Annotated in this window: 18 protein-coding genes and 1 pseudogene; 12 read left to right on the forward strand and 7 right to left on the reverse strand. The window is 73.6% G+C overall.

Annotation, left to right across the window (positions count from 1 at the left end; genetic code table 11):
• Positions 1-73: 73 nt before the first annotated feature.
• The 3 genes from ACH4K1_RS12625 to ACH4K1_RS12635 all read left to right on the forward strand — a co-directional run bounded on the left by ACH4K1_RS12625 (position 74) and on the right by ACH4K1_RS12635 (position 2,648).
• Positions 74-1,210, forward strand: coding sequence for a LacI family DNA-binding transcriptional regulator (locus tag ACH4K1_RS12625; RefSeq protein WP_398088962.1), 1,137 nt, complete (start codon positions 74-76; stop codon positions 1,208-1,210).
• A 199-nt stretch (positions 1,211-1,409) separates the two neighbouring features.
• Positions 1,410-2,381, forward strand: a complete 972-nt coding sequence (locus ACH4K1_RS12630) for a TerC family protein (RefSeq protein WP_398088964.1) — start codon at positions 1,410-1,412, stop codon at positions 2,379-2,381.
• A 60-nt stretch (positions 2,382-2,441) separates the two neighbouring features.
• On the forward strand, positions 2,442-2,648 hold the full coding sequence (locus ACH4K1_RS12635) for a hypothetical protein (protein ID WP_398088965.1): 207 nt from the start codon (positions 2,442-2,444) through the stop codon (positions 2,646-2,648).
• Between the two features lie 57 nt (positions 2,649-2,705).
• Here the strand turns inward: ACH4K1_RS12635 and ACH4K1_RS12640 are convergent, their stop codons facing one another.
• Positions 2,706-3,299, reverse strand: coding sequence for a GNAT family N-acetyltransferase (locus ACH4K1_RS12640; protein ID WP_398088967.1), 594 nt, complete (start codon positions 3,297-3,299; stop codon positions 2,706-2,708).
• Positions 3,300-3,609: 310 nt separating this feature from the next.
• On the opposite strand from ACH4K1_RS12640, the gene ACH4K1_RS12645 reads away from it, so the two are divergent.
• The 4 genes from ACH4K1_RS12645 to ACH4K1_RS12660 all read left to right on the forward strand — a co-directional run bounded on the left by ACH4K1_RS12645 (position 3,610) and on the right by ACH4K1_RS12660 (position 7,572).
• Positions 3,610-4,005, forward strand: coding sequence for a molybdopterin-binding protein (locus ACH4K1_RS12645; RefSeq protein WP_398088969.1), 396 nt, complete (start codon positions 3,610-3,612; stop codon positions 4,003-4,005).
• 197 nt (positions 4,006-4,202) lie between these two features.
• Positions 4,203-5,006 carry a molybdate ABC transporter substrate-binding protein gene (gene modA, locus ACH4K1_RS12650; RefSeq protein WP_398088970.1) on the forward strand — a complete coding sequence of 268 codons (804 nt, stop codon included), beginning with the start codon at positions 4,203-4,205 and terminating at the stop codon, positions 5,004-5,006.
• A gap of 114 nt (positions 5,007-5,120) precedes the next feature.
• Positions 5,121-7,103 (forward strand): ABC transporter permease, encoded by a 1,983-nt coding sequence (locus ACH4K1_RS12655; RefSeq protein ID WP_398088972.1) that lies wholly within the window; start codon positions 5,121-5,123, stop codon positions 7,101-7,103.
• Between the two features lie 103 nt (positions 7,104-7,206).
• Positions 7,207-7,572: a PH domain-containing protein gene (locus tag ACH4K1_RS12660; RefSeq protein WP_398088974.1), complete on the forward strand. Its 366-nt coding sequence runs from the start codon at positions 7,207-7,209 to the stop codon at positions 7,570-7,572.
• Positions 7,573-7,621: 49 nt separating this feature from the next.
• Here the strand turns inward: ACH4K1_RS12660 and ACH4K1_RS12665 are convergent, their stop codons facing one another.
• Positions 7,622-8,392, reverse strand: coding sequence for a peptidoglycan recognition protein (locus ACH4K1_RS12665; RefSeq protein ID WP_398088975.1), 771 nt, complete (start codon positions 8,390-8,392; stop codon positions 7,622-7,624).
• Positions 8,393-8,568: 176 nt separating this feature from the next.
• Positions 8,569-10,089, reverse strand: coding sequence for an alpha/beta hydrolase (locus ACH4K1_RS12670; protein WP_398088976.1), 1,521 nt, complete (start codon positions 10,087-10,089; stop codon positions 8,569-8,571).
• Positions 10,090-10,358: 269 nt separating this feature from the next.
• Here ACH4K1_RS12670 and ACH4K1_RS12675 point away from each other — a divergent pair, with 269 nt between their 5' ends.
• Complete coding sequence (locus ACH4K1_RS12675; RefSeq protein ID WP_398088977.1) at positions 10,359-11,504, forward strand: acyltransferase family protein; 1,146 nt, start codon at positions 10,359-10,361, stop codon at positions 11,502-11,504.
• Between the two features lie 58 nt (positions 11,505-11,562).
• Here the strand turns inward: ACH4K1_RS12675 and ACH4K1_RS12680 are convergent, their stop codons facing one another.
• The 4 genes from ACH4K1_RS12680 to ACH4K1_RS12695 form a co-directional block, all read right to left on the reverse strand.
• A complete protein-coding gene (locus tag ACH4K1_RS12680) occupies positions 11,563-11,766 on the reverse strand; it encodes a hypothetical protein (RefSeq protein ID WP_398088979.1) in 204 nt (67 codons plus the stop codon).
• 356 nt (positions 11,767-12,122) lie between these two features.
• On the reverse strand, positions 12,123-13,691 hold the full coding sequence (locus ACH4K1_RS12685) for a DEAD/DEAH box helicase (RefSeq protein WP_398088981.1): 1,569 nt from the start codon (positions 13,689-13,691) through the stop codon (positions 12,123-12,125).
• A 244-nt stretch (positions 13,692-13,935) separates the two neighbouring features.
• Positions 13,936-14,139, reverse strand: a complete 204-nt coding sequence (locus tag ACH4K1_RS12690) for a cold-shock protein (RefSeq protein ID WP_018522223.1) — start codon at positions 14,137-14,139, stop codon at positions 13,936-13,938.
• 324 nt (positions 14,140-14,463) lie between these two features.
• Positions 14,464-14,811 carry a MerR family transcriptional regulator gene (locus ACH4K1_RS12695; protein ID WP_398089270.1) on the reverse strand — a complete coding sequence of 116 codons (348 nt, stop codon included), beginning with the start codon at positions 14,809-14,811 and terminating at the stop codon, positions 14,464-14,466.
• Between the two features lie 417 nt (positions 14,812-15,228).
• Here ACH4K1_RS12695 and ACH4K1_RS12700 point away from each other — a divergent pair.
• The 4 genes and pseudogenes from ACH4K1_RS12700 to ACH4K1_RS12715 form a co-directional block, all read left to right on the forward strand.
• A pseudogene (locus ACH4K1_RS12700) lies at positions 15,229-15,747 on the forward strand (hypothetical protein); the annotation flags it as partial.
• Positions 15,748-15,940: 193 nt separating this feature from the next.
• Entirely contained in the window at positions 15,941-16,528 is a 588-nt protein-coding gene (locus ACH4K1_RS12705) for a toxin (RefSeq protein ID WP_398088984.1), read from the forward strand.
• A 94-nt stretch (positions 16,529-16,622) separates the two neighbouring features.
• A complete protein-coding gene (locus ACH4K1_RS12710; RefSeq protein WP_398088986.1) occupies positions 16,623-17,948 on the forward strand; it encodes an MAB_1171c family putative transporter in 1,326 nt (441 codons plus the stop codon).
• Positions 17,945-18,622 carry a hypothetical protein gene (locus tag ACH4K1_RS12715; protein ID WP_398088988.1) on the forward strand — a complete coding sequence of 226 codons (678 nt, stop codon included), beginning with the start codon at positions 17,945-17,947 and terminating at the stop codon, positions 18,620-18,622. Before ACH4K1_RS12710 ends, ACH4K1_RS12715 begins: the two co-directional genes overlap by 4 nt.
• The last annotated feature ends 179 nt before the right edge of the window (positions 18,623-18,801 follow it).

Below are 18,801 nucleotides of genomic sequence, written 5' to 3' on the forward strand. Positions count from 1 at the left end.
GAATCTAGCCTTGCCGGAACGTTCCGGCAACCCTGCCGCCGCTCTCCGGCCGCACGCCCTAGACTTCACCCCCGTGACCTCCCGGACCGTGACCCTGCTCGACGTCGCCCGCGCCGCCGGGGTCTCCAAGAGCACGGCTTCCGACGCCCTCCAGGGCGCGGGGCGGGTCGCGGGAGCCACCCGGGACCGGGTCCGCGCGGTCGCGGAGGAGCTGGGCTACCGCCCCAACAGCGCCGCCCGCCGCCTGCGCCGCGCCAGCACCGGAGCGGTCGGGCTGCACCTCCCGGCGACGGCGACCCGGCTGGACTACTACATGAACCTCGCCTTCGGCGCGGTGGAACGGGCCCAGGAGGACGGGCTCGACGTGGTGCTGCTCGCCCCCTCCGGGGCGGCGGGCGGGCGGATCGCCTCACGCGTCGACGGGCTGCTGGTGATCGACCCCGAGGCCGGCGACGACGCGGTGCCGGGACTCCTCGACGCGGGCGTCCCCGTGGTGACCGGCGAGCGCTATCTCGGCCCGGCCACCGGCCCCAGCGCCGCGGTGGTCTGCGACAACGCCGCCTCCCTGACCGCCCTCCTGGACCACGTCACCGAGCGCGGCGCCCGCCGCCCCGCGCTGCTGGCCCCCGCGGGCTCCTCCGCCTGGGCCACCGCCCTGCGCGCGACGGCCCGGTCCTGGAGCCGGGCCCGCGGGGTGGAGGTGGTCCTGCGCACGGTGCCGTTCGCGGCCACCCCCGGGGAGGCCGAGGCGGCCACCCGGGACCTGCTCACCGCCCATCCCGCCGTGGACGCGGTGATCACCGCCCCGGACGGCTCGGCCCCGGGCGTCCTGCGCGCGGCGGCCGCCCTGGGCCGCGAGATCGGCTGGCCCGACGGCCCCGCCCCGCGCCCGGTCGGCAGCCCGGCCGCGGGGCCCGACGCCCCGACCGGCCCCGGGGGGCCCGATGCCGCGGCCGGCCGCGGGGGGTCCGCCTCCGGACCGGCCCCCGGCCGTACCGCCCCCGGCCTGCTCGTCGCGTCCTGCGTCGACGGCGCCGCCACCCGAGGCGCGGAGACGCCCGTCACCGCCGTCGACCTGCGCCCCGGCGCATACGGCCGCGCCTGCGCCGAGCTGCTCTGCGACATCCTCGCGGAGCGGGCGGCCCCCGACACCGTCCGCCGCCACGCCTGGTCGCTGGAGACCCGCGCCTCCACCGCACCGCCGGGCTGACGCGCCACGGCACCGCGGGACGCCCGAATCGGGGAGCACACCGGAGCGGGCCGGGCGCCGACCCGGACCGCCCCGCGGACCGGGCCGGGCGCCGTCCGACCCGGAGCCGGACGGGGGGGCCGCCACCCGGTGGATTCCGGCGCGCGGCGGCGGGGCGGCCGGGTCACACTCGTGAGAAGCCGAGTGGGAGGTCTGCCGCGTGGACGTACCGGTGTGGCTCTGGATCGTGTTCGCCGTGACCGTCGTCGTCTCCCTGACGGTCGACCTGCTGGCTCACCGCAAAGCGCATGTCATCGGCTTCAAGGAAGCCGGGCTGTGGAGCGCGTTGTGGGTGGGGCTGGCGCTGGTCTTCGGCGGGGTCGTCTTCCTGACCCTCGGGACGACCGCCGGGACCGAGTACACGACCGCCTGGCTGTTGGAGAAAAGCCTGTCGGTCGACAACCTCTTCGTCTTCGCACTGATCTTCGCCTATTTCAAGGTGCCCCGGGAATATCAGCACCGGGTGCTTTTCTTCGGCGTCATCGGAGCCCTGGTGTTCCGGGCGGTGTTCCTGGCCCTCGGCGTCGCGGTGGTGAACCGCTTCACCTTCGTGCTGTTCCTCTTCGCCGCGGTCCTTTTCTACAGCAGCTACAAGATCCTCAGCGGTCAGGAGGAGAGTTTCGACCCCGGCAAGAGCTTCGCGGTGCGGTTGCTGCGGAAGATGATGCCGGTCCAGGACCACTACTCCGGTACGCACTTCGTGGTCCACGAGGAGGGGCGGAGGGTCGCCACCCCGCTGCTGGCGGTGGTCGCCGCGATCGAGGCGGCCGACCTCATCTTCGCCGTCGACAGCGTGCCGGCGGTGCTCGCCGTCAGCGACGAGCTGTTCATCGTCTACACCAGCAACGCCTTCGCCATCCTGGGGCTGCGGGCCCTGTACTTCCTGCTGGCGGGGTTGCTGGACCGGTTCCACTACCTGAGCCACGGGCTGGCGGTCATCCTCGCCTTCATCGCGGTCAAGCTGCTCCTCCAGGCCGCCCACAAGATGATCAGCACCTCGATCCCGGAGATCCCGTCCCCGGTGAGCCTGGCGGTGATCGTCGTCATCCTGGCCGTGTCGGTGACCCTGAGCCTGCGCCGCCCGCCGGAGAACAAGGACGGCGCCGACGCCGGCTCCTCCGGCGGGAAGTAAGGGCCGGGCAAAGCGGAACCCAAGGTTTCCAAAAGCCCGTATCCGAATTATCGTGAGTAAATGGCCAGCAAAGAGCGTGACATCCGACAGCGGGCCGCTTTCATGTGCCCGACCTGCAAACAGCCCGTCCCCTCCGAGATCCACCGCCACAAATCCCTCGGGATCTTCGTCCCCGTATGGCGCGCGGGCCCCTGCGACAACCCCGACTGCGCGGACCACGCCGTCGAGGAGCGGCCCGCCCGGGAGCGCGGGATGACCCGGAGGTAGCCCGAAGGCAGTCCGGCGGGCGAGCGACCCGCCCCGCCCCGGCCGCCGGGGCCACTTTCAGCCCGCCGCCAGGCGGGCGGTGAGCCGCGCCTTCGCGTCGGGCCACTCGTGGGCCACCAGCGAGAAGTAGACGCTGTCCCGCCACGTCCCGTCCGGCCGCCGCCGGTGCCGCCGGAGGACCCCCTCGCGCCGCGCCCCGAGCCGGGCGATGGCCGCCTGCGACCGCTCGTTGAGATGGTCGGTCTTCAGCTGGACGCGTCCCATGCCCAGCTCTTCGAAGGCGTACGTCAGCAGCAGGAGCTTCGTCTCGGTGTTCACCGGGGAGCGCCAGTGATCCCGGCCGTACCAGGTCCAGCCGATCTCCAGCCGCTCGTCCGCCACCTCCACGTCCAGAAAGGCCGTCCAGCCCACGGCCCGCCCGCTCGCGCGGTGGACCACGGCGAACGGCACGTACGCGGGAGCTCCGAGCAGCTCGTCCATCCACCCGCGCAGCTCCTGGCGGGTGCGCGGCGGGGGACCGACCAGCCAGCGCCACACCTCCTCGTCGCCGCCGCCCGCCGTGAAGAGGTCGTCGAGGTGGTCGACGGCCAGCGGAACGAGTTCGACGTACTGCCCGGACAGGGTCACGGGCCGGGGCGGGAGCGCGCTCATGGGCCGACCCTATCCCTTTTTCATACTAGCGCGTAATATATTTGCACTAGTACGTACTGGCTCGCGAACATCCGGCTGTGCGGGACGAACCGGACCGGCATCCCGGGCCGGCATCCCGGGCCGGCGCCGGGGCCCGGACCGGGACCGGGGCCGGCATCCCGGACCGGGACCGGGGCCGGGGCCCGCTGCCGGAGGGTCGGCGCGACGCGTTCGCGCCTGCCGTACGTTCCTCCGACACGGTGCGCACCTGCGGTAGGTATTCCTCCAGACAGGTGGTACATGCGTGTGCGGGTGACCTAGCGTGTCGCACATGCAGTCCTACACGATCGGCCAGGCAGCACGCCTTCTCGGGGTCAGCCCGGACACCGCCCGCCGCTGGGCGGACGCCGGCCGGGTCGCGACCCACCGCGACGAGTCCGGTCGCCGCCTCATCGACGGCCGTGCGCTGGCCGCCTTCTCGATCGAGGTCGGCCAGGGCGCGGGCGGCGAGGACGCGGAGGTGTACACCTCGGCCCGCAACGCGTTCCCGGGCATCGTCACCGCGGTGAAGCTCGGCGACGTCGCGGCCCAGGTGGAGATCCAGGCCGGTCCGCACCGGCTCGTCTCGCTCCTGACCCGGGAGGCGGTGGAGGAGCTGGGGCTGGAGGTCGGCATGCGGGCGACCGCCCGGGTGAAGTCGACCAACGTGCACATCGACCGCGCCTGAGCACCGGAGCGCCGGTCCGGCCACCCCGCGACCGCCGTCTCCACCCCGCCGGCTGCCACCGCCGTACCGCGGTCCGTCCGACCACGAGGACCCGTGCCCCGGGACGCCACCCGCGCAGCCCCGCACCACCCCCTCCGCAGCCCCCGCCGGGCCGGCTCCCCGCCGGCCGTACACGCGTCCAAGGAGCCCCGCCCCTCATGCACCCGCCGCTCACGCGCCGCCGCGCGGCCGCCGCCCTGGCCGGCGCCCTTCTGCTCCCGCTCGCCGCCTGCGGCGGTGACGACTCCGCCGCCGAGGACGCGGGCAGCGGCCCCGGAGCCGCCTCCGGCGCCCCGAAGGCCCACCTGACCGTGCTGGCCGCGTCCTCCCTGACGGACGTCTTCCGGCAGGCGGGCGCCGCGTACGAGCAGGAGAACCCCGGCACGAAGGTGACGTTCTCCTTCGCGGGCTCCCAGGAGCTGGCCGCCCAGGTCGAGCAGGGTGCGCCCGCCGACGCCGTGGTCACCGCCGACACCAGAACGATGGACGGCCTCGCGGGCGACACCGGCGAGCCGACCGTCATCGCCAGGAACCGTCTCGTCATCGCCACCGGCGTGGGCAACCCGGAGAGGATCGAGGGCCTGAGGGACCTCGCCGACCCGAAGCTGAAGGTCGTCCTGGCCGCCCCCGAGGTGCCGGTCGGCCGCTACAGCCGGCAGATCCTCGACGCGCAGAAAATCGACGTGAAGCCGGTCTCCCACGAGCCCAACGTCCGCGCGGTCCTGTCCAAGGTGTCGCTCGGCGAGGCGGACGCCGGGCTGGTCTACACGACCGACGCCGCCTCCGCCGCCGACAAGGTCGAAGCGATCGGGATCCCGGACGCGGAGAACGCCGTCGCCGCCTACCCCGCCGCCACCCTGAAGACGTCCGGGAACGGCGAGGCCGCCGCCGCGTTCGTCGCCTGGCTCTCCACGCCCGCCGCGCAGAAGATCCTCCGGGGCGCGGGCTTCCAGCAGCCGTAGCCCCCGTCCACCCGTCCCTCCCGGCGGGACCCCCGCAGGCAGGGGCCGCCCCCGCAGGCGTCGGCCGGGCCACCCGTGCCGACCCGACGCCCCGACGCCCCGACGAGGTCACCCATGAAACGACCGGCCGTCCGCCGTACGCCCGGGGCCCGTGCCCCCCTGCTGCTGACGGTGCCCGCCCTGCTGGCCGTGGCGTTCCTGATGCTGCCGCTCGTCGGCATCCTGGTCCGCACCTCCTGGAGCGAACTGGGCGGCCACCTCACCGCCGGGGCCACCACCGAGGCGCTGCGGCTCTCGCTGGTTGTCTCCCTGTGGACGCTGACCCCGGCGCTGCTGCTCGGGGTGCCGCTGGCCTGGCTGCTGGCCCGGGTGCCGTTCCCCGGCAAGGCGTTCGTCCGCACGCTGGTGCTGCTGCCGATGGTGCTGCCGCCCACGGTCGGCGGCGTCGCCCTGCTGCTGGCGTTCGGGCGGCGCGGACTGCTCGGCCCCTGGCTGGAGGAGACCTTCGGCGTCACGCTGCCCTTCCACACCTCGGGGGCGGTGGTCGCCGCCACGTTCGTCGCGATGCCGTTCCTGGTCATCTCGCTGGAGGGCGCGCTCGGCGGACTGCGCCCCCGCTACGAGGAGACCGCCGCCTCCCTGGGGGCCTCCCCGGTCCGGGTCCTCCTCACCGTGACGCTGCCGATGGTCGCCCCCGGCCTGATCGCCGGGGCCGCTCTGACCTGGGCGCGGGCGCTCGGCGAGTTCGGCGCGACCATCACCTTCGCCGGGAACCTCCCCGGCACCACGCAGACCCTGCCGCTCCAGGTCTACCTGCTGCTCCAGGACTCCCCGGAGGCCGCCACCTCCGTCTCGCTGCTGCTCCTGGCCATCGCGATGATCGTGCTGATCGCGCTGCGGGGCCGCTGGACCGGCGGCCCCGGCGGCCACCGGGGCCCCGCGGACCGGGAGGCGGCGGCCCGACCGGAGGAACCGGCGCCCGCCGCCCCGGGCCCGATCCCCGACCCGCCCGGCGGCCCCGGGGGGGAAGAGGCCCGCGCACCGGGGAGGACCCCGTCCGAGCCCTGGCCGCTGCACGCCGACGTCACCGGCTTCACCCGCCTCACCCTGGACGCCGGGCCCGGCACCACCATCGCGGTGGTCGGCCCCAACGGGGCCGGCAAGACGACGCTCCTGCGGGCCCTCCTCGGCCTCACGCCCCGCGCGCACGCCACCCTGGTCCTGGGCGACCGCGACGTCACCGCGCTCCCCCCGCACCGCCGCGGCGTGGCCTGGGTGCCCCAGGACGGGGCCCTCTTCCCGCACCTGAGCGCCCTCGCCAACACCGCGTACGGCCTCCGCGCCCACGGCGTCCCCCGCGCCGAGGCTCGGCGCGAGGCCCAGGACTGGCTGGACCGGCTCGGGGTCGGCCACCTCGCCCACCGCAGGCCCGACCGGCTCTCCGGCGGCCAGGCCCAACGGGTCGCCCTGGCCCGCGCGCTGGCGGCCCGCCCGCGCCTCCTGCTGCTGGACGAACCGCTCGCCGCCCTCGACCAGACGACCCGGGTCCGCGTACGGCACACCCTGCGCGGGCACCTCGCGGAGTTCGGCGGGGTCTGCCTGATCGTCACCCACGACCCGGTCGAGGCGGTTTCGCTGGCCGACCGGGTCCTGGTCCTGGAGGACGGCCGGATCCTCCAGGACGAGCCGCCCGCCGAGGTCGCCCGCCACCCGCGCTCCCCGTGGGTGGCCCGGATGCTGGGCCGCAACGCCTGGCCCGGCACCACCACCGCCGAGGGCCTGGCCCCGGAGGGCGGCGGGCGGCTCGTGGTGGCCGAGCCCCTGCCCGCGGGTGCGCCCGCCCTCGCGGTCATCGGCCCGGAAGCCGTCTCCGTACACCGGGAGCGGCCCACCGGCTCCCCGCGCAACGTCTGGCCCGGCACCGTCCGCGAGATCACCTCCGGCGGCAGCCGGCTGCGGCTGCTGATCACCTCGCCCGAGGCCCCGGACCTGGTCGCGGAGATCACCCCGGAGTCCGCCGCCGAGCTGGGCCTCGCCGACGGGAGCGCCGTCTGGACCAGCGTGAAGGCGACCGAGGCGCGGGTCGTCCCGCTGTGACCGTGCCGCCCCGGTCCTGTGCGCCGGGAACCGCACCCCCCTCCCCGCACGTACTCCTGTACGAGACACGCGAGACGCGCGAGACACGAAAGACGGGACCCCCATGTCGCTGTTCGGCAACGCCCACACGATCGACCCGGCCACCGCCCAGCAGGACTACGCGCGGCTGCTGGGGCAGGGCGAGCAGATCCACGCCGCGTACCTGCTGGTCCGCGACAGCATCCTGTACACGGACCGGCGGCTGATCCTCGTCGACAAGCAGGGCATCACCGGCAAGAAGGTGGAGTACCGCTCCGTGCCCTACCGCAGCATCACGCAGTTCTCCGTGGAGACCGCCGGGACGTTCGACCTCGACGCCGAACTGAACATCTGGGTCTCGGGCAACACGATGCCGCTCACGAAGACGTTCACCAAGGGCGTCGACATCTACGAGGTCCAGGGGCTGCTCGCCCAGTTCGTCTCCCGGTAGCCCGGGGCCTCGCCGCCGGGGCCGGACGAGGGCCGGGGCTCCCCGAGGGTCAGAACGTCGGGCGCAGCCGGGCCGCCGCCGAGTGGCCCGGGGTGGCGGCGCGCAGTTTCGCGACGCGCTCGCGCAGTTCGGGCAGCCGGGTGTAGAGCGCGTCGCCCGGACAGCGGGTCTCGAAGCTGTCGCGGTGACCGGAGACGACGTGCAACCGGGCCACCTGGCCCTCGTCGAAGCGGCTCTCGTCGTTCGTCGAGACCAGGTCGACCGTGCCCAACGGGTCCGCACCGGGCCGGAGCTTCCACGCGACGAGCTTCACCAGCGCGTCCATCATCGGCTTCGGCACCTCGGCCCCCGGCCCGAAGTTCCCGATCGCCGCGATGCCGACCGTGTCCGCGTTGAACCCCTTCGTGTGCGCGCCGAGCACCGGGCGGCCGGCCCCGCCCGCCCGGCCCTCGTAGAGGGTGCCGCAGCGGTCGACGAGGAAGTTGTAGCCGATGTCGTCCCAGCCGTCCTCCCGGATGTGGTCGCGCTGCACGGCCCGGATCAGGTCGGGGGCGTCCGCGCAGTCGTAGTCGTTGGGGTTACCGGTGTGGTGCACGAACACCGCCCGCGCCGCGCCCGTGTAGTGCGGCTCCTCCCGGACCAGCTTCTCGTCCGCGTGCCACTCCCGGCGGCTGACGAGCGCCGGTTGCGGGAGCCCCCGCGGCGGCCGGGGCCCGGAGGCCAGCTCCGAGCCGGGCGTGCGGAACGCCGGGCCGTCCCCGAGGACCAGGAGAGCCAGGGGCAGGGCCAGGACGCCCAGGACGAGTCGGCGGGACCACATGGAATCCACCCTGCGGCCTGGCCTCCGGCCGCGCAGAGGAGCGGGCCGTTCGGGTGACACCCCACCGGCGGTGGCGGTGGTCCCGGAATGCGCGCTTCATCGGGTCTTCCTACGATGAGATCCGGATCATCGCCCGCCCCCGGCGGGGTGCTCGCCCGGTGCCTTGATGGGCCGAGTCAGTTCGGGCAGTGGGCGTCCCGGGCCGGGCGCTTGCCGGTGACGAGGAAATCGCTGACGGCCCGGTCTCCGCAGTCGTTGCCGTTGCCCAGATACATCCCGTGCCCTCCCCGCTCGACGGTGACCATCCGGGCCCGCTCGCCGAGCGCCTCCCGCATCTTCAGGGCCCCTGCGTACGGAGTGGCCGGGTCGCGCAGGCTCTGGATCATCAGCACGTCCGAGGGGCCGTCGTCGGTGATCCGGGTGGCCTCGGGCTCCTCGTCGTACCTCCAGAAGGCGCACGGGGCTATGTTCACGGGCATCCCGGCCGTCAGCGGATACCGCGCCCGGTCGGCGGCGACCCGGCGGGCGTACCCGGAGTCCGGGCCCGGCCAGCGCACGTCGTTGCAGACGACCGCCATCGTCAGCGTCGCGTCCTCGTCCGGCAGCGCGCCCGCCTGCTCCGGCGGCAGCGCCGGGCGGCCCGCCGGTTCCTGCGCGGACCGGATCAGCCGGGCCAGCGACGGGAACGCCCGGTCGCTCTGCAGGGCGCCCTGGAGGGCCTGCCGCAGCCGGTCCCCGGTGAGCGGGACGCCGGGAACCTCCGACTCCTTCGGGACACGGTCCAGCGCTCGGGCCAGTTCGAGGAACAGCGGCTCCACGTCCTCGGCGCGCCGGGCCAGCCGGAGCCCCTCGGCGTCCCGTGCGGGGTCCGCAGCCCAGGCCGCGAAGTCGGGGAAGCGGAGGGCGATCGCCGGGGCCGTGTTCGCCAGCCAGCCGTAGCCCACCCGCGCCGGGTCGGGGTCGCCCACGCTGTCCAGGACCAGCCGGTCGACGCGGCGCGGGTACTCCTGTGCGTACACCGCGCCGGCGTAACCGCCGTACGAGTGCGCCCAGACGGACAGTTTCCGCTCCCCCAGCGCGGCGCGCAGCCGGTCGATGTCGCGGGCTTGGTTGCGCGTGCTGAAGGAGCGCACCATCGGGCCGCCGTCGCGGGCGCACGCCTCGGCGGTGCGGCGCGCGCGTTCGGTGTTCCGCGTGATCGAGCCGTCCGCCGCGGGGTAGGCCCGCAACGTCACCAGGTGCCGGTCCGCCTCGGGGATGCCGCAGCCGGCCCGGGTGGAGCCGCCGACCCCGCGCGGATCGAGGCCGACGAGGTCGTACGCACCCTCGGTCGCGGCCCGCAGCGCCTCGCCCTTCTGCGCGAGGCGCAGGATCCCGGAGCCCCCGGGGCCTCCGGCGAGGACCAGCAGGGCGCCGCGCCGGGCCTCGGGCCGGTCGGTGCGCAGTCGGCTGACCGCCACGTCGACGGAGCGCCCGCCGGGGGCGCGGTGGTCCAGGGGGACGCGGAGCGTGGCGCACTGCTGCCCTGCGGGGAGGGTCACGCCCGGAAGGGGAGCGCAGGGGCCCCAGTCGAGCGGGGCCCCTGCGGTCCCCGCCGGGCGGCTGTGCGCGACGGGCGCACCGACGGCGGCCAGGGTGCCGGCCGCGGCGGCTGCGGAGACGGTGAGGAGCAATGCCTTGCGGGTCCAGGTCGTCATGGTCCAAGCCTGGTCGAGCGCGGACGCACTGACCATGAGGGAGCCCGGTGGATCCGGACGGGGGCGACCCACCGGATTCCCTCTCCGGCGGCCCCCCGACCACACCTGGGGCGAACCCTCCCAAACCCGCCCAGGCCTGCGCAGGCTCCCCCGGACCCGCACAGCCCTCCGCCCCCCGCACCATCGGCAGCCACCGCCCGGAAGGACAGACTCAAGTGATGCATGACACAGCCGGAGGAGGGAACGCGTCCGCGTTCTAAGGTGTCAGGATGCCTTCCCCCCTCACCTCCGGGCAGCCGCGCCACACCGCCGTCGCCGGCCCCGCGGAGACCGACAGCCCTCCGGTCGACCAGCCGCCGACCGGACACCCGTCGGCCGGCGGCCCGCCGGCCGGAAAGCCTCCGAGCGGCGACCGGGACCACTTCTTCGACAACGCGAAGTACCTGGCGATCGTGCTGGTGGCGATAGGACACGCCTGGGAACCGCTGCCGACCGGCCGCCTCGTGGAGGCGGCGTACACCTTCATCTACACGTTCCACATGCCGGTGTTCATCCTCATCGCCGGCTACTTCTCACGGAACTTCGAGCTGACGCCGAACCGGGTGTGGAAGCTGGTCACCAGCCTTCTGGTGCCCTACCTCCTGTTCGAGGCGCTCTACACGCTCTTCGAACGGCTCACGGACAAGCCGGACTACTCCCTGTCGCTGCTGGAGCCCTACTGGCTGCTGTGGTTCCTGCCCGCCCTGTTCTTCTGGCGGCTGTCCACGCCGCTGTGGCAGGCGGTGCGCTTCCCCGTTCTGGTATCGCTCGCCATCGCCGCCCTGGCGACGGTGTCGTCGAGTGCCGACGGGAGCCTCCAGGTCCAGCGCGTGCTGCAGTTCCTGCCGTTCTACGTGCTCGGCCTGCGGCTGCGCCCGGAGCACTTCGCGGCCCTCCGGACCACCTGGGTGCGGATCGCTTCCGTGCCGGTGTTCGCGGCCGGGCTGCTGGTGGCGTACTGGCTGGTGCCCCGGACCCCCACCTCGTGGTTCTTCCGCAAGAACAGCACCGACCGGCTGGACATGGCCGAGTGGACGGGCCCGGCCTCCACGCTCCTGCTGTTCCTGGCCGCGGTCGTGCTGGGCGCGTGCTTCCTGTCCTGGGTGCCCAAGGGCCGCAGCTGGATGACCGCGCTCGGCACCTGCACGCTGTACGGGTACCTCCTCCACGGCTTCGTCGTCCGGGGGCTGAAGTACGGCGGCTTCTACGACGACCCGTTCTACGACACCACTGCGGGCACGGTCGCGGTCACGGTGGGCGCGATCGCCGGCATGACCCTGCTGTGCACGCCCCCGGTCCGCCGCCTGCTGCGCCCGTTGCTGGAACCGCGTCTGGCATGGGCCCGGCAGAAGCCCCCGACCGCCGCGGCCTCCTGAGCGCCGGGCGCCGAGCGGTCGGACGCCGGGCGCCGGGCGGTCGGAGGGGCCGGGAAGGTCAGTGGTCCACGACGACGGTCCGGCCGAGGACCGCGACGTGCTCCAGGACGTCTTCGAGCGGATCGTCGATCTGCCCTGTCGAGATCAGGGCCACGTGCGGCCCGTTGTGGGCGTCGGTGTGGGTCTCGTCGGCGTGGGCGGCGGTGGCGGGCAGCACGAACGCCATCGCCACGAGACCGAGTACGGTCAGCTTGCGATTCATGATCGCGATCCTCGCACCCCGGCGGCGGACGGGTCCGGCCCTCACCGGCGCCCGGCACGCCGGGGGACGGCAGGACCCGGGCCCGCGCCGGGATCGGCGGTCCGGAGACCCCCGATCCCGGCGGGTGATCATTTCGCCCGCCCGCTTGACGGCGGCCGAGGGCTCGCCGGGCGCAACGGTGCCCGACGTACGGGCGTACGGGCGAGCGTGCATCCGTGGGGACAGGCGGCGGACGCGCGGATACCCGTACGCCCGCCGGGGCGCCGGCGGGCGTACGGGTATCCGGATGTGCGGGCATCCCCTTGGCCGGGCATGCGTGCGTACCGGCGTCCGGGTGGACGCCGGTACGCCCTGGCTCAGGCGGCGCGGTTGGCCCGTCGCTGTGCGGCGGCCTCGCGGGCCTCGGGCGTCGGCACTCCCGGACGGCCGCGCCGGGCCGGGGCCGTGCCGCCGCGCCGGGTACCGCGCCCCATGAACGCGCCGCCGCTCCGGCTGCCGCGCTCCTTGGGCAGGGCGATGGCGGCGACCGGAACGCCGGAGGGCGCCTGCGCACCGGTGATCCGGCTCAGCTCGGCCTCTCCGGAGCGGACCTGGGCGATCTGCGGGGTGATCCCGGCGTCCGCCATCAGCCGCGTCATGTCGCGGCGCTGGTTGGGCAGCACCAGGGTGACGACGCTGCCGGACTCACCCGCGCGGGCGGTACGGCCGCCGCGGTGCAGGTAGTCCTTGTGGTCGGTCGGCGGGTCCACGTTGACGACCAGGTCGAGGTTGTCGACGTGGATGCCGCGCGCGGCGACGTTCGTGGCGATCAGCGCCGTGACGTGGCCGGTCTTGAACCGCTCCAGGGTGCGGGTGCGCTGCGGCTGGGACTTGCCGCCGTGCAGCGCCGCGGCCCGGACCCCGCTCTGCAGCAGGTGGTCGGTGAGCTTGTCGACCGCGTGCTTGGTGTCCAGGAACATGATCACGCGGCCGTCGCGGGCCGCGATCTCCGTCGTGGCGGCGTACTTGTCGGAGCCCTGGACGTACAGGACGTGGTGCTCCATCGTCGTGACCGCACCGGCGGCCGGATCGACGGAGTGCACGACCGGGTCCTTCAGGTAGGTACGCACCAGCAGGTCGACATTGCGGTCCAGGGTGGCCGAGAACAGCATCCGCTGCCCGTCCGGGTTGACCTGGTCGAGCAGCTCGGTGACCTGCGGCATGAAGCCCATGTCGGCCATCTGGTCGGCCTCGTCGAGGACGGTGACGGTGACCCGGTCCAACCGGCAGTCGCCGCGCTCGATCAGGTCCTTGAGGCGGCCCGGCGTGGCGACGACGACCTCGGCGCCTCCGCGCAGCGCACTGGCCTGCCGGCCGATGGACATCCCGCCGACGACGGTCGCGAGGCGCAGCTTCAGCGACCGGGCGTACGGGGTGAGCGCGTCGGTGACCTGCTGGGCCAGCTCCCGGGTGGGGACGAGGACCAGGGCGAGGGGGCGCTTGGCGTCGGCACGGCGGCCGGCGGTACGGGCCAGCAGCGCCAGGCCGAAGGCGAGGGTCTTGCCCGAGCCGGTGCGGCCCCGGCCCAGGACGTCCCGGCCGGCCAGCGAGTTCGGCAGGGTGGCCGCCTGGATCGGGAAGGGCACGGTCACCCCTGCGGTGGTCAGCGCCGCCTTGAGGGGCGCCGGCATCTCCATGTCGTCGAAGGCCTCGACGGCGGGGAGGGCCGGGGTGACGGTCACGGGCAGGGCGAACTCGCCCTTGGCGCCGGACGCGGAGCGGCGGCCGTACCCACCGGACCGGCCGGAGCCGCCGGAGCGCTTGGGACCGCCGCCGAAACCGGCGGCGCGGCGCTCGCCGCCACCGGAGCCGGAGTGCCGGGGCGCGCCGCCGGAGCGGGTACGGGAGAAGCGGTCGTTCGAGCGGGGAGTGCGTTCGCGGTTCATGCGGAACCTTTCCTCGATAGGGCACGTATCGAGGGATTCCTCGGGGTAAGCGGCCGTGAACGGCACCCGGAATCGCAAGAACGAGCCGATGAAATGACAAAAGAGAACGAAGCCCGGCCGCCGGGAATCAACACACCGGACGCGGCTCCGTCGAGGGGCGCGCAGTGCGGGCCCCGGAAACGACAACGAGCCGGGGCCCGCACCCCAAGGTGCGGGCCCCAGCTGCGTTGCGCTGCCCGAGTGATCAGGCGGGGGTGATGTTCTCGGCCTGCGGGCCCTTCTGGCCCTGCGTGACGTCGAAGTTCACCTTCTGGCCTTCCTGCAGCTCGCGGAAGCCGCTGGAGGCGATGTTGCTGTAGTGAGCGAAGACGTCGGCGCCGCCGCCGTCCTGCTCAATGAAGCCGAAGCCCTTTTCCGAGTTGAACCACTTCACGGTGCCAGTAGCCATGTCATATCTCCTTAGGGGCAGAGCCCGCGGGCCCACACTGTGTGGACCCCACGTCGCCGCAATGATTACCCCGTCCGGATAACACCGGAAAGACAAAAGCGCGCCTACCGATATCTGACCGGCAAGAGCACTTGAAGTTTTTGGGAACCACAACTGCAACCGGGATCAACACTAGCACGATGACGCCGGAGAAGCAGGTTGTCCATATCACCGGCCGCGTCGGGACATGAAATCCTCATCAACCATTGCGTGAAATTCTGTGCTGCCGAATGCAGATATCTTTCGGGCCCCGGGAGGGCGCACCCGCCCACGGCGGGGCCTCCGTCAGCTTCCGGCGGGCCCCGAGGAGCGGGGCGGGCGGCCGCGCAGCTCCTCGTTGAGGCGCAGCGCCTCCTCCAGCTGGTCCTCCAGGATGACGATCCGGCAGGCCGCCTCGATGGGCGTACCGGCGTCGACCAGTTCGCGGGCGCGGGCGGCGATGCGCAACTGGTAGCGGGAGTAACGGCGGTGGCCGCCCTCGGACCGCAGCGGCGTGATCAGTCGGGCCTCCCCGATCGCCCGGAGGAACCCCGGGGTCGCACCGATCATCTCCGCGGCCCGCCCCATCGTGTAGGCGGGGTAGTCGTCGTCGTCGAGCCGATCAATGGCGTGCGAGGGGGTCTCCGGGGGCATCTGCACCTCTTCCGTCACGCGCGGAACCGGAGGAGCCGGGCGCTGTACGCCTTCGGGGTGCGCCTCGGCTGCGTACCGCTGTTACACGTGACTGCGCAAGAAAGCCTAATCGCACGCCGGAGACATGTCTATCGCGACCGGATCAGATTCGGCCCGCCGGGGCGGGGCGCGCGCCGCCCGCCACCACGGCCTTTCCCTCCATCACTGACCGACTGGTCAGTTGTCGTCCGGAGGGCCGCGGGGCCATAATGCACGCGTAGCCCTTCACGCATCCCCCGTCGTGAAGGGCTACACCCCTGTCCGGAGCCGGGTCGGAGCCGGTCCGGGACGCCACGGGGCACAGGTCGTCCACGGGCAAGGGACTCCCCTCGTGGTCCCCTGCCCGTGTTTTTTCGAGTTAACAGTGACGTAGAGTGTTTGCGCAAGCTCAGTTCCGACTCCGAGGTGATCGTGGAGGCCCGGATGGCCCAGGACGACGGCGACGAACGCGGTCCGGAACCCGTCGGGGCGCCCGTCCCGGACGAGCTGCCCCGCCTGCATTCGCTGCGGGAAAAGGTCGAGTACATGGTCGAGAAGACCTTCCCCGGCCAGAAGATCTCGGGCCGCGTCTTCGCCGAGCTGGTCCGCGACCGCGGCGGCTCGCTGTCGCACAGCTACTTCTCCAACATCCTGGCCGGCAAGGTGACCCAGCCCTCCGAGGAGATCCTCAAGGCCCTCGGCCTGGGGTTCGGCGTGGACTGGCGCTTCTTCAAGGAGGAGTCCGAGGTCGTCGACGACGTCGTCGCCGGGCTCCAGTTCCTGGCCAAGCGGCGCACCGGCGAGATCAGCGGTCTGGCCGGCCGGGGGCTGAACGAGGACGGCCTCCCGCCGGAACTCCTCCAGTTCGCCCTGTCCCTGCTGGAGGATGCCGCCCGGGAGAAGGGCGGGCCGGGCGGTCGGGACGCGGAGTCCCCAGCGCCGGGCGGGCAGGCCGGGAGCGACCAGGTCCCGGGCGGCCAGGTCCCGAGCGAGCAGGCCCGGGGCGGGCAGGTCCCGGGCGGGCAGGCCCGGGGCGGGCAGGCTCGAGGCGGGGGCAAAGATTCCGCTACCAACCACCGCTCGGCCGGCCCGGCGGCGTAGCGTCTTCGTCATGTCCCTGCGGAAACTGCGGAAAGAGTGCGAGGCCGGGCTCGCCGACCTGCCCCTCCCGGTTCCCTTCACGGTGGAGGGACTCGTCGCGAACATGGAGGCGGTGAGCGGTCGCACGATCCGGCTGCACGAGATGCCGGACCGCCTCGCCCGCGTCAACGCCGCCTGCGGGCTGCGCCTGAAGGCCGGCGACACCAGCCTCGTCCTCTACCGCCGCAGGCCGACCGCGTACCAGACCCAGCACGTCGTCCTGCACGAGCTCTGCCACGAGTGGTTCGACCACGGGACGACCCTGGACGCGGAGCGGCTGCGCACGCTCCTGCCGGTCTTCGACACCGCGCTGATCGCCCGCATGATCTCTCCGGCCGCCGCCGAGTCCTTCGCCTCCGGAGGCGGCACCGTCCAGGCGCGGGCGCAGTACGACACCCACGACGAACGTATGGCCGAATTCGGTGCCTCGCTGATCCCCCGGATGGCGCGGGACCTCACCACCGATGACATGGTGGGGCGGCTGGACGACTCCCTGTCCCGCCCGGTGGCCCATCGGCGGCGCGCCCTCTTCCCAATCAGGTGGACCGGCCGCGGCTGACACGTGCCACCGGCCCGCCCGCGGGCCCCGCCCCGCGCTCCCGACCCCCACCCCGGCCCCGACCCCGACCCCGACCCCGAGGACGAACACCGCCGTGACCCCCCTCGATCTCGCCGGCTACCTGATAGCCGGCCTGATGACGGCCGTTGCCCTGTGGCGTATGCCCGCTGCCCTGTGGGGCGACGAGGAGGACCGCAGACGCCGGGCCCTGTGGGGCTGCTACGCCGGATTCGCGGTCGCGCTGTGGACGAAGACCGAGGCGGTGCGCACCGGCCTCAACGACAGCGCCGTCACCGACCTCGCCGTCCTCATCAAGCACTACACCGCCACGGTGGCAATTCTGGCCATCCTCAGCTACATCGTGGCCATCTACGGCGACTACCCGGAAGAGGGCGCGGTCCCCCGCCACGTACGGTTCGCGCGGTTCGTCCAGAAGCTGGCGGCCAAGGCGTCCGTCGCCACCCTGATCCTGCTGACCGTCCTCTTCTTCACCGTCGTCGACCGCTCCCGGCCCTCGGACCGTTTCGTCTCCGACCACGCCGGGGAGTGGGGCGCCACGCTCTACATGAGCGTCTTCTACCTCTACCTCGGCGCCGCGTCCGCCGTCTGCGCCTTCCAGTGGGCGCTGGCCACCCTCGACGCCCGGCAGCGCCATCTGCGCATCGGGCTCGGGATGATGACGTTCGCGATGTTCATCGGCGTCGGCTACACCGTCAGCCGCACCCTCTTCCTGTGGATCAGCGTGGTGGACGAGCCGAGCAAGGCGTTCTCCGTCCGCTTCGACCACCTCACCGAAGCCGCCCAGTTGGTGCTGTTCGCCTTCTTCGCCCTCGGCGCGTCCGTCCCCGCGTTCGCGGCCGGGACGCGCCGGGCCCGGTTGTGGCGGGCCCAGGTCAAACTGCACGCCCTCTGGTACGAGTTGATGGCCGCCTTCCCGGACCAGCCGTTCGACCCGCCCGCCTCCCTGGTCCGCGAGCTGACCCGGTTCAACGTCCCGGCCGACCTGAAGGTGGACCGCTGGGCCGCCGACGTCGCGGACGCGGCCGAGAAGCTGCGCCACTACGTTCCCGACGGGCTGCTCGACGCCGCCGCGCGCGCCGCCGCCCGGGAGACGGACGACCCGCGCCGGGCCGCCTCCCTCACCGACGCCTACTGGATCCGGGCCGCCCTGCTCGCGAAGGAGTCGGGCGCGCCCGCCGGAGGAGCCGCACCGGTCGCCGCCCACCACGCGGCGGACCAGGACGGCGAGGTGGCCCGGCTGGTACGGGTCGCCGCCGCGTACCGGACGGTCGACGAGGAGCGCGCCCGCGCCGTCCTCGCGTCCGCCACGGCTCCCCCGACTTCCCCGACTTCCCCGACTTCCACGGCTTCCACGGCTTCCACGGCCGAGACCACCCGCACGACGGAGACGAGCGCATGACCGGGCCCACGGACGCCACCACGGCCGACACGGCGGACACCACGGCGGACGGAACCCCGGTCTCCGTCCCGGACGCCACCACCGGCGACTCCGTCCCGGAGATCGCCGCCCCGTCCGTGGCGCGCACCGTCACCGACGTCCTCCAGCCGCGCAACGTCCTGCTGGCGGGCATGCTCGGCATCGGCCTCGCGGCGGCGGGCGACTGGACCGGCCTGCCGTGGGGGTTCCTCGGGGCCCTCTGCGCCGGGCTGATCCCGGCGGGGTACATCGAGTGGGAGCGGGGGCGCGGCACCTGGGGCGACCGCCATGTGGTGGACCGGACGAAGCGGGCGCCGATCTTCTTCGTGATCCTGGGCTCGATCGGTACCGGATCGGTGGTGATGGTGCTCGGGAACGCGCCCACCGGCATCCTCGCCGCGATGCTCGCGCTGTGGGTGATGACCATCGGGCTGCTGGCCGTCAACACCGTGTGGAAGATCTCGGTCGACGCGTCGGTGGCCTCGGCGTCCGTCGCCCTCCTCGCCGCCGTGCACTCCCCCTGGTGGCTCGCCGCGTACCCGCTGACGGCGGCGGTCTGCTGGTCGCGGGTCGCCCTCGGCTACCACACCGTCGCCCAGACCGTGGCGGGCGCGGGGCTGGGGGCGGCGACGGCGGTGGCGTACGCGTTCGTCTGAGCACGCACCCCACCGCAGGCAGGTCGCCGCAGCAGGTCACCGCAGCCCCCCGACCGGGCTGAGCCGGCCGGGGGCCTGCGGGGGAACCGGTCGGGGGCCCCGAGCAGGTACCGGTCAGGGGCCCGGAGCAGGTGCCGGTCAGGGGCCCGGAGTGGGGCCGCGGGGCGGAAGGCGGTCGG

This window comes from Streptomyces sp. NPDC017448 (assembly GCF_044330565.1).
Classification (GTDB): Bacteria; Actinomycetota; Actinomycetes; order Streptomycetales; family Streptomycetaceae; genus Streptomyces.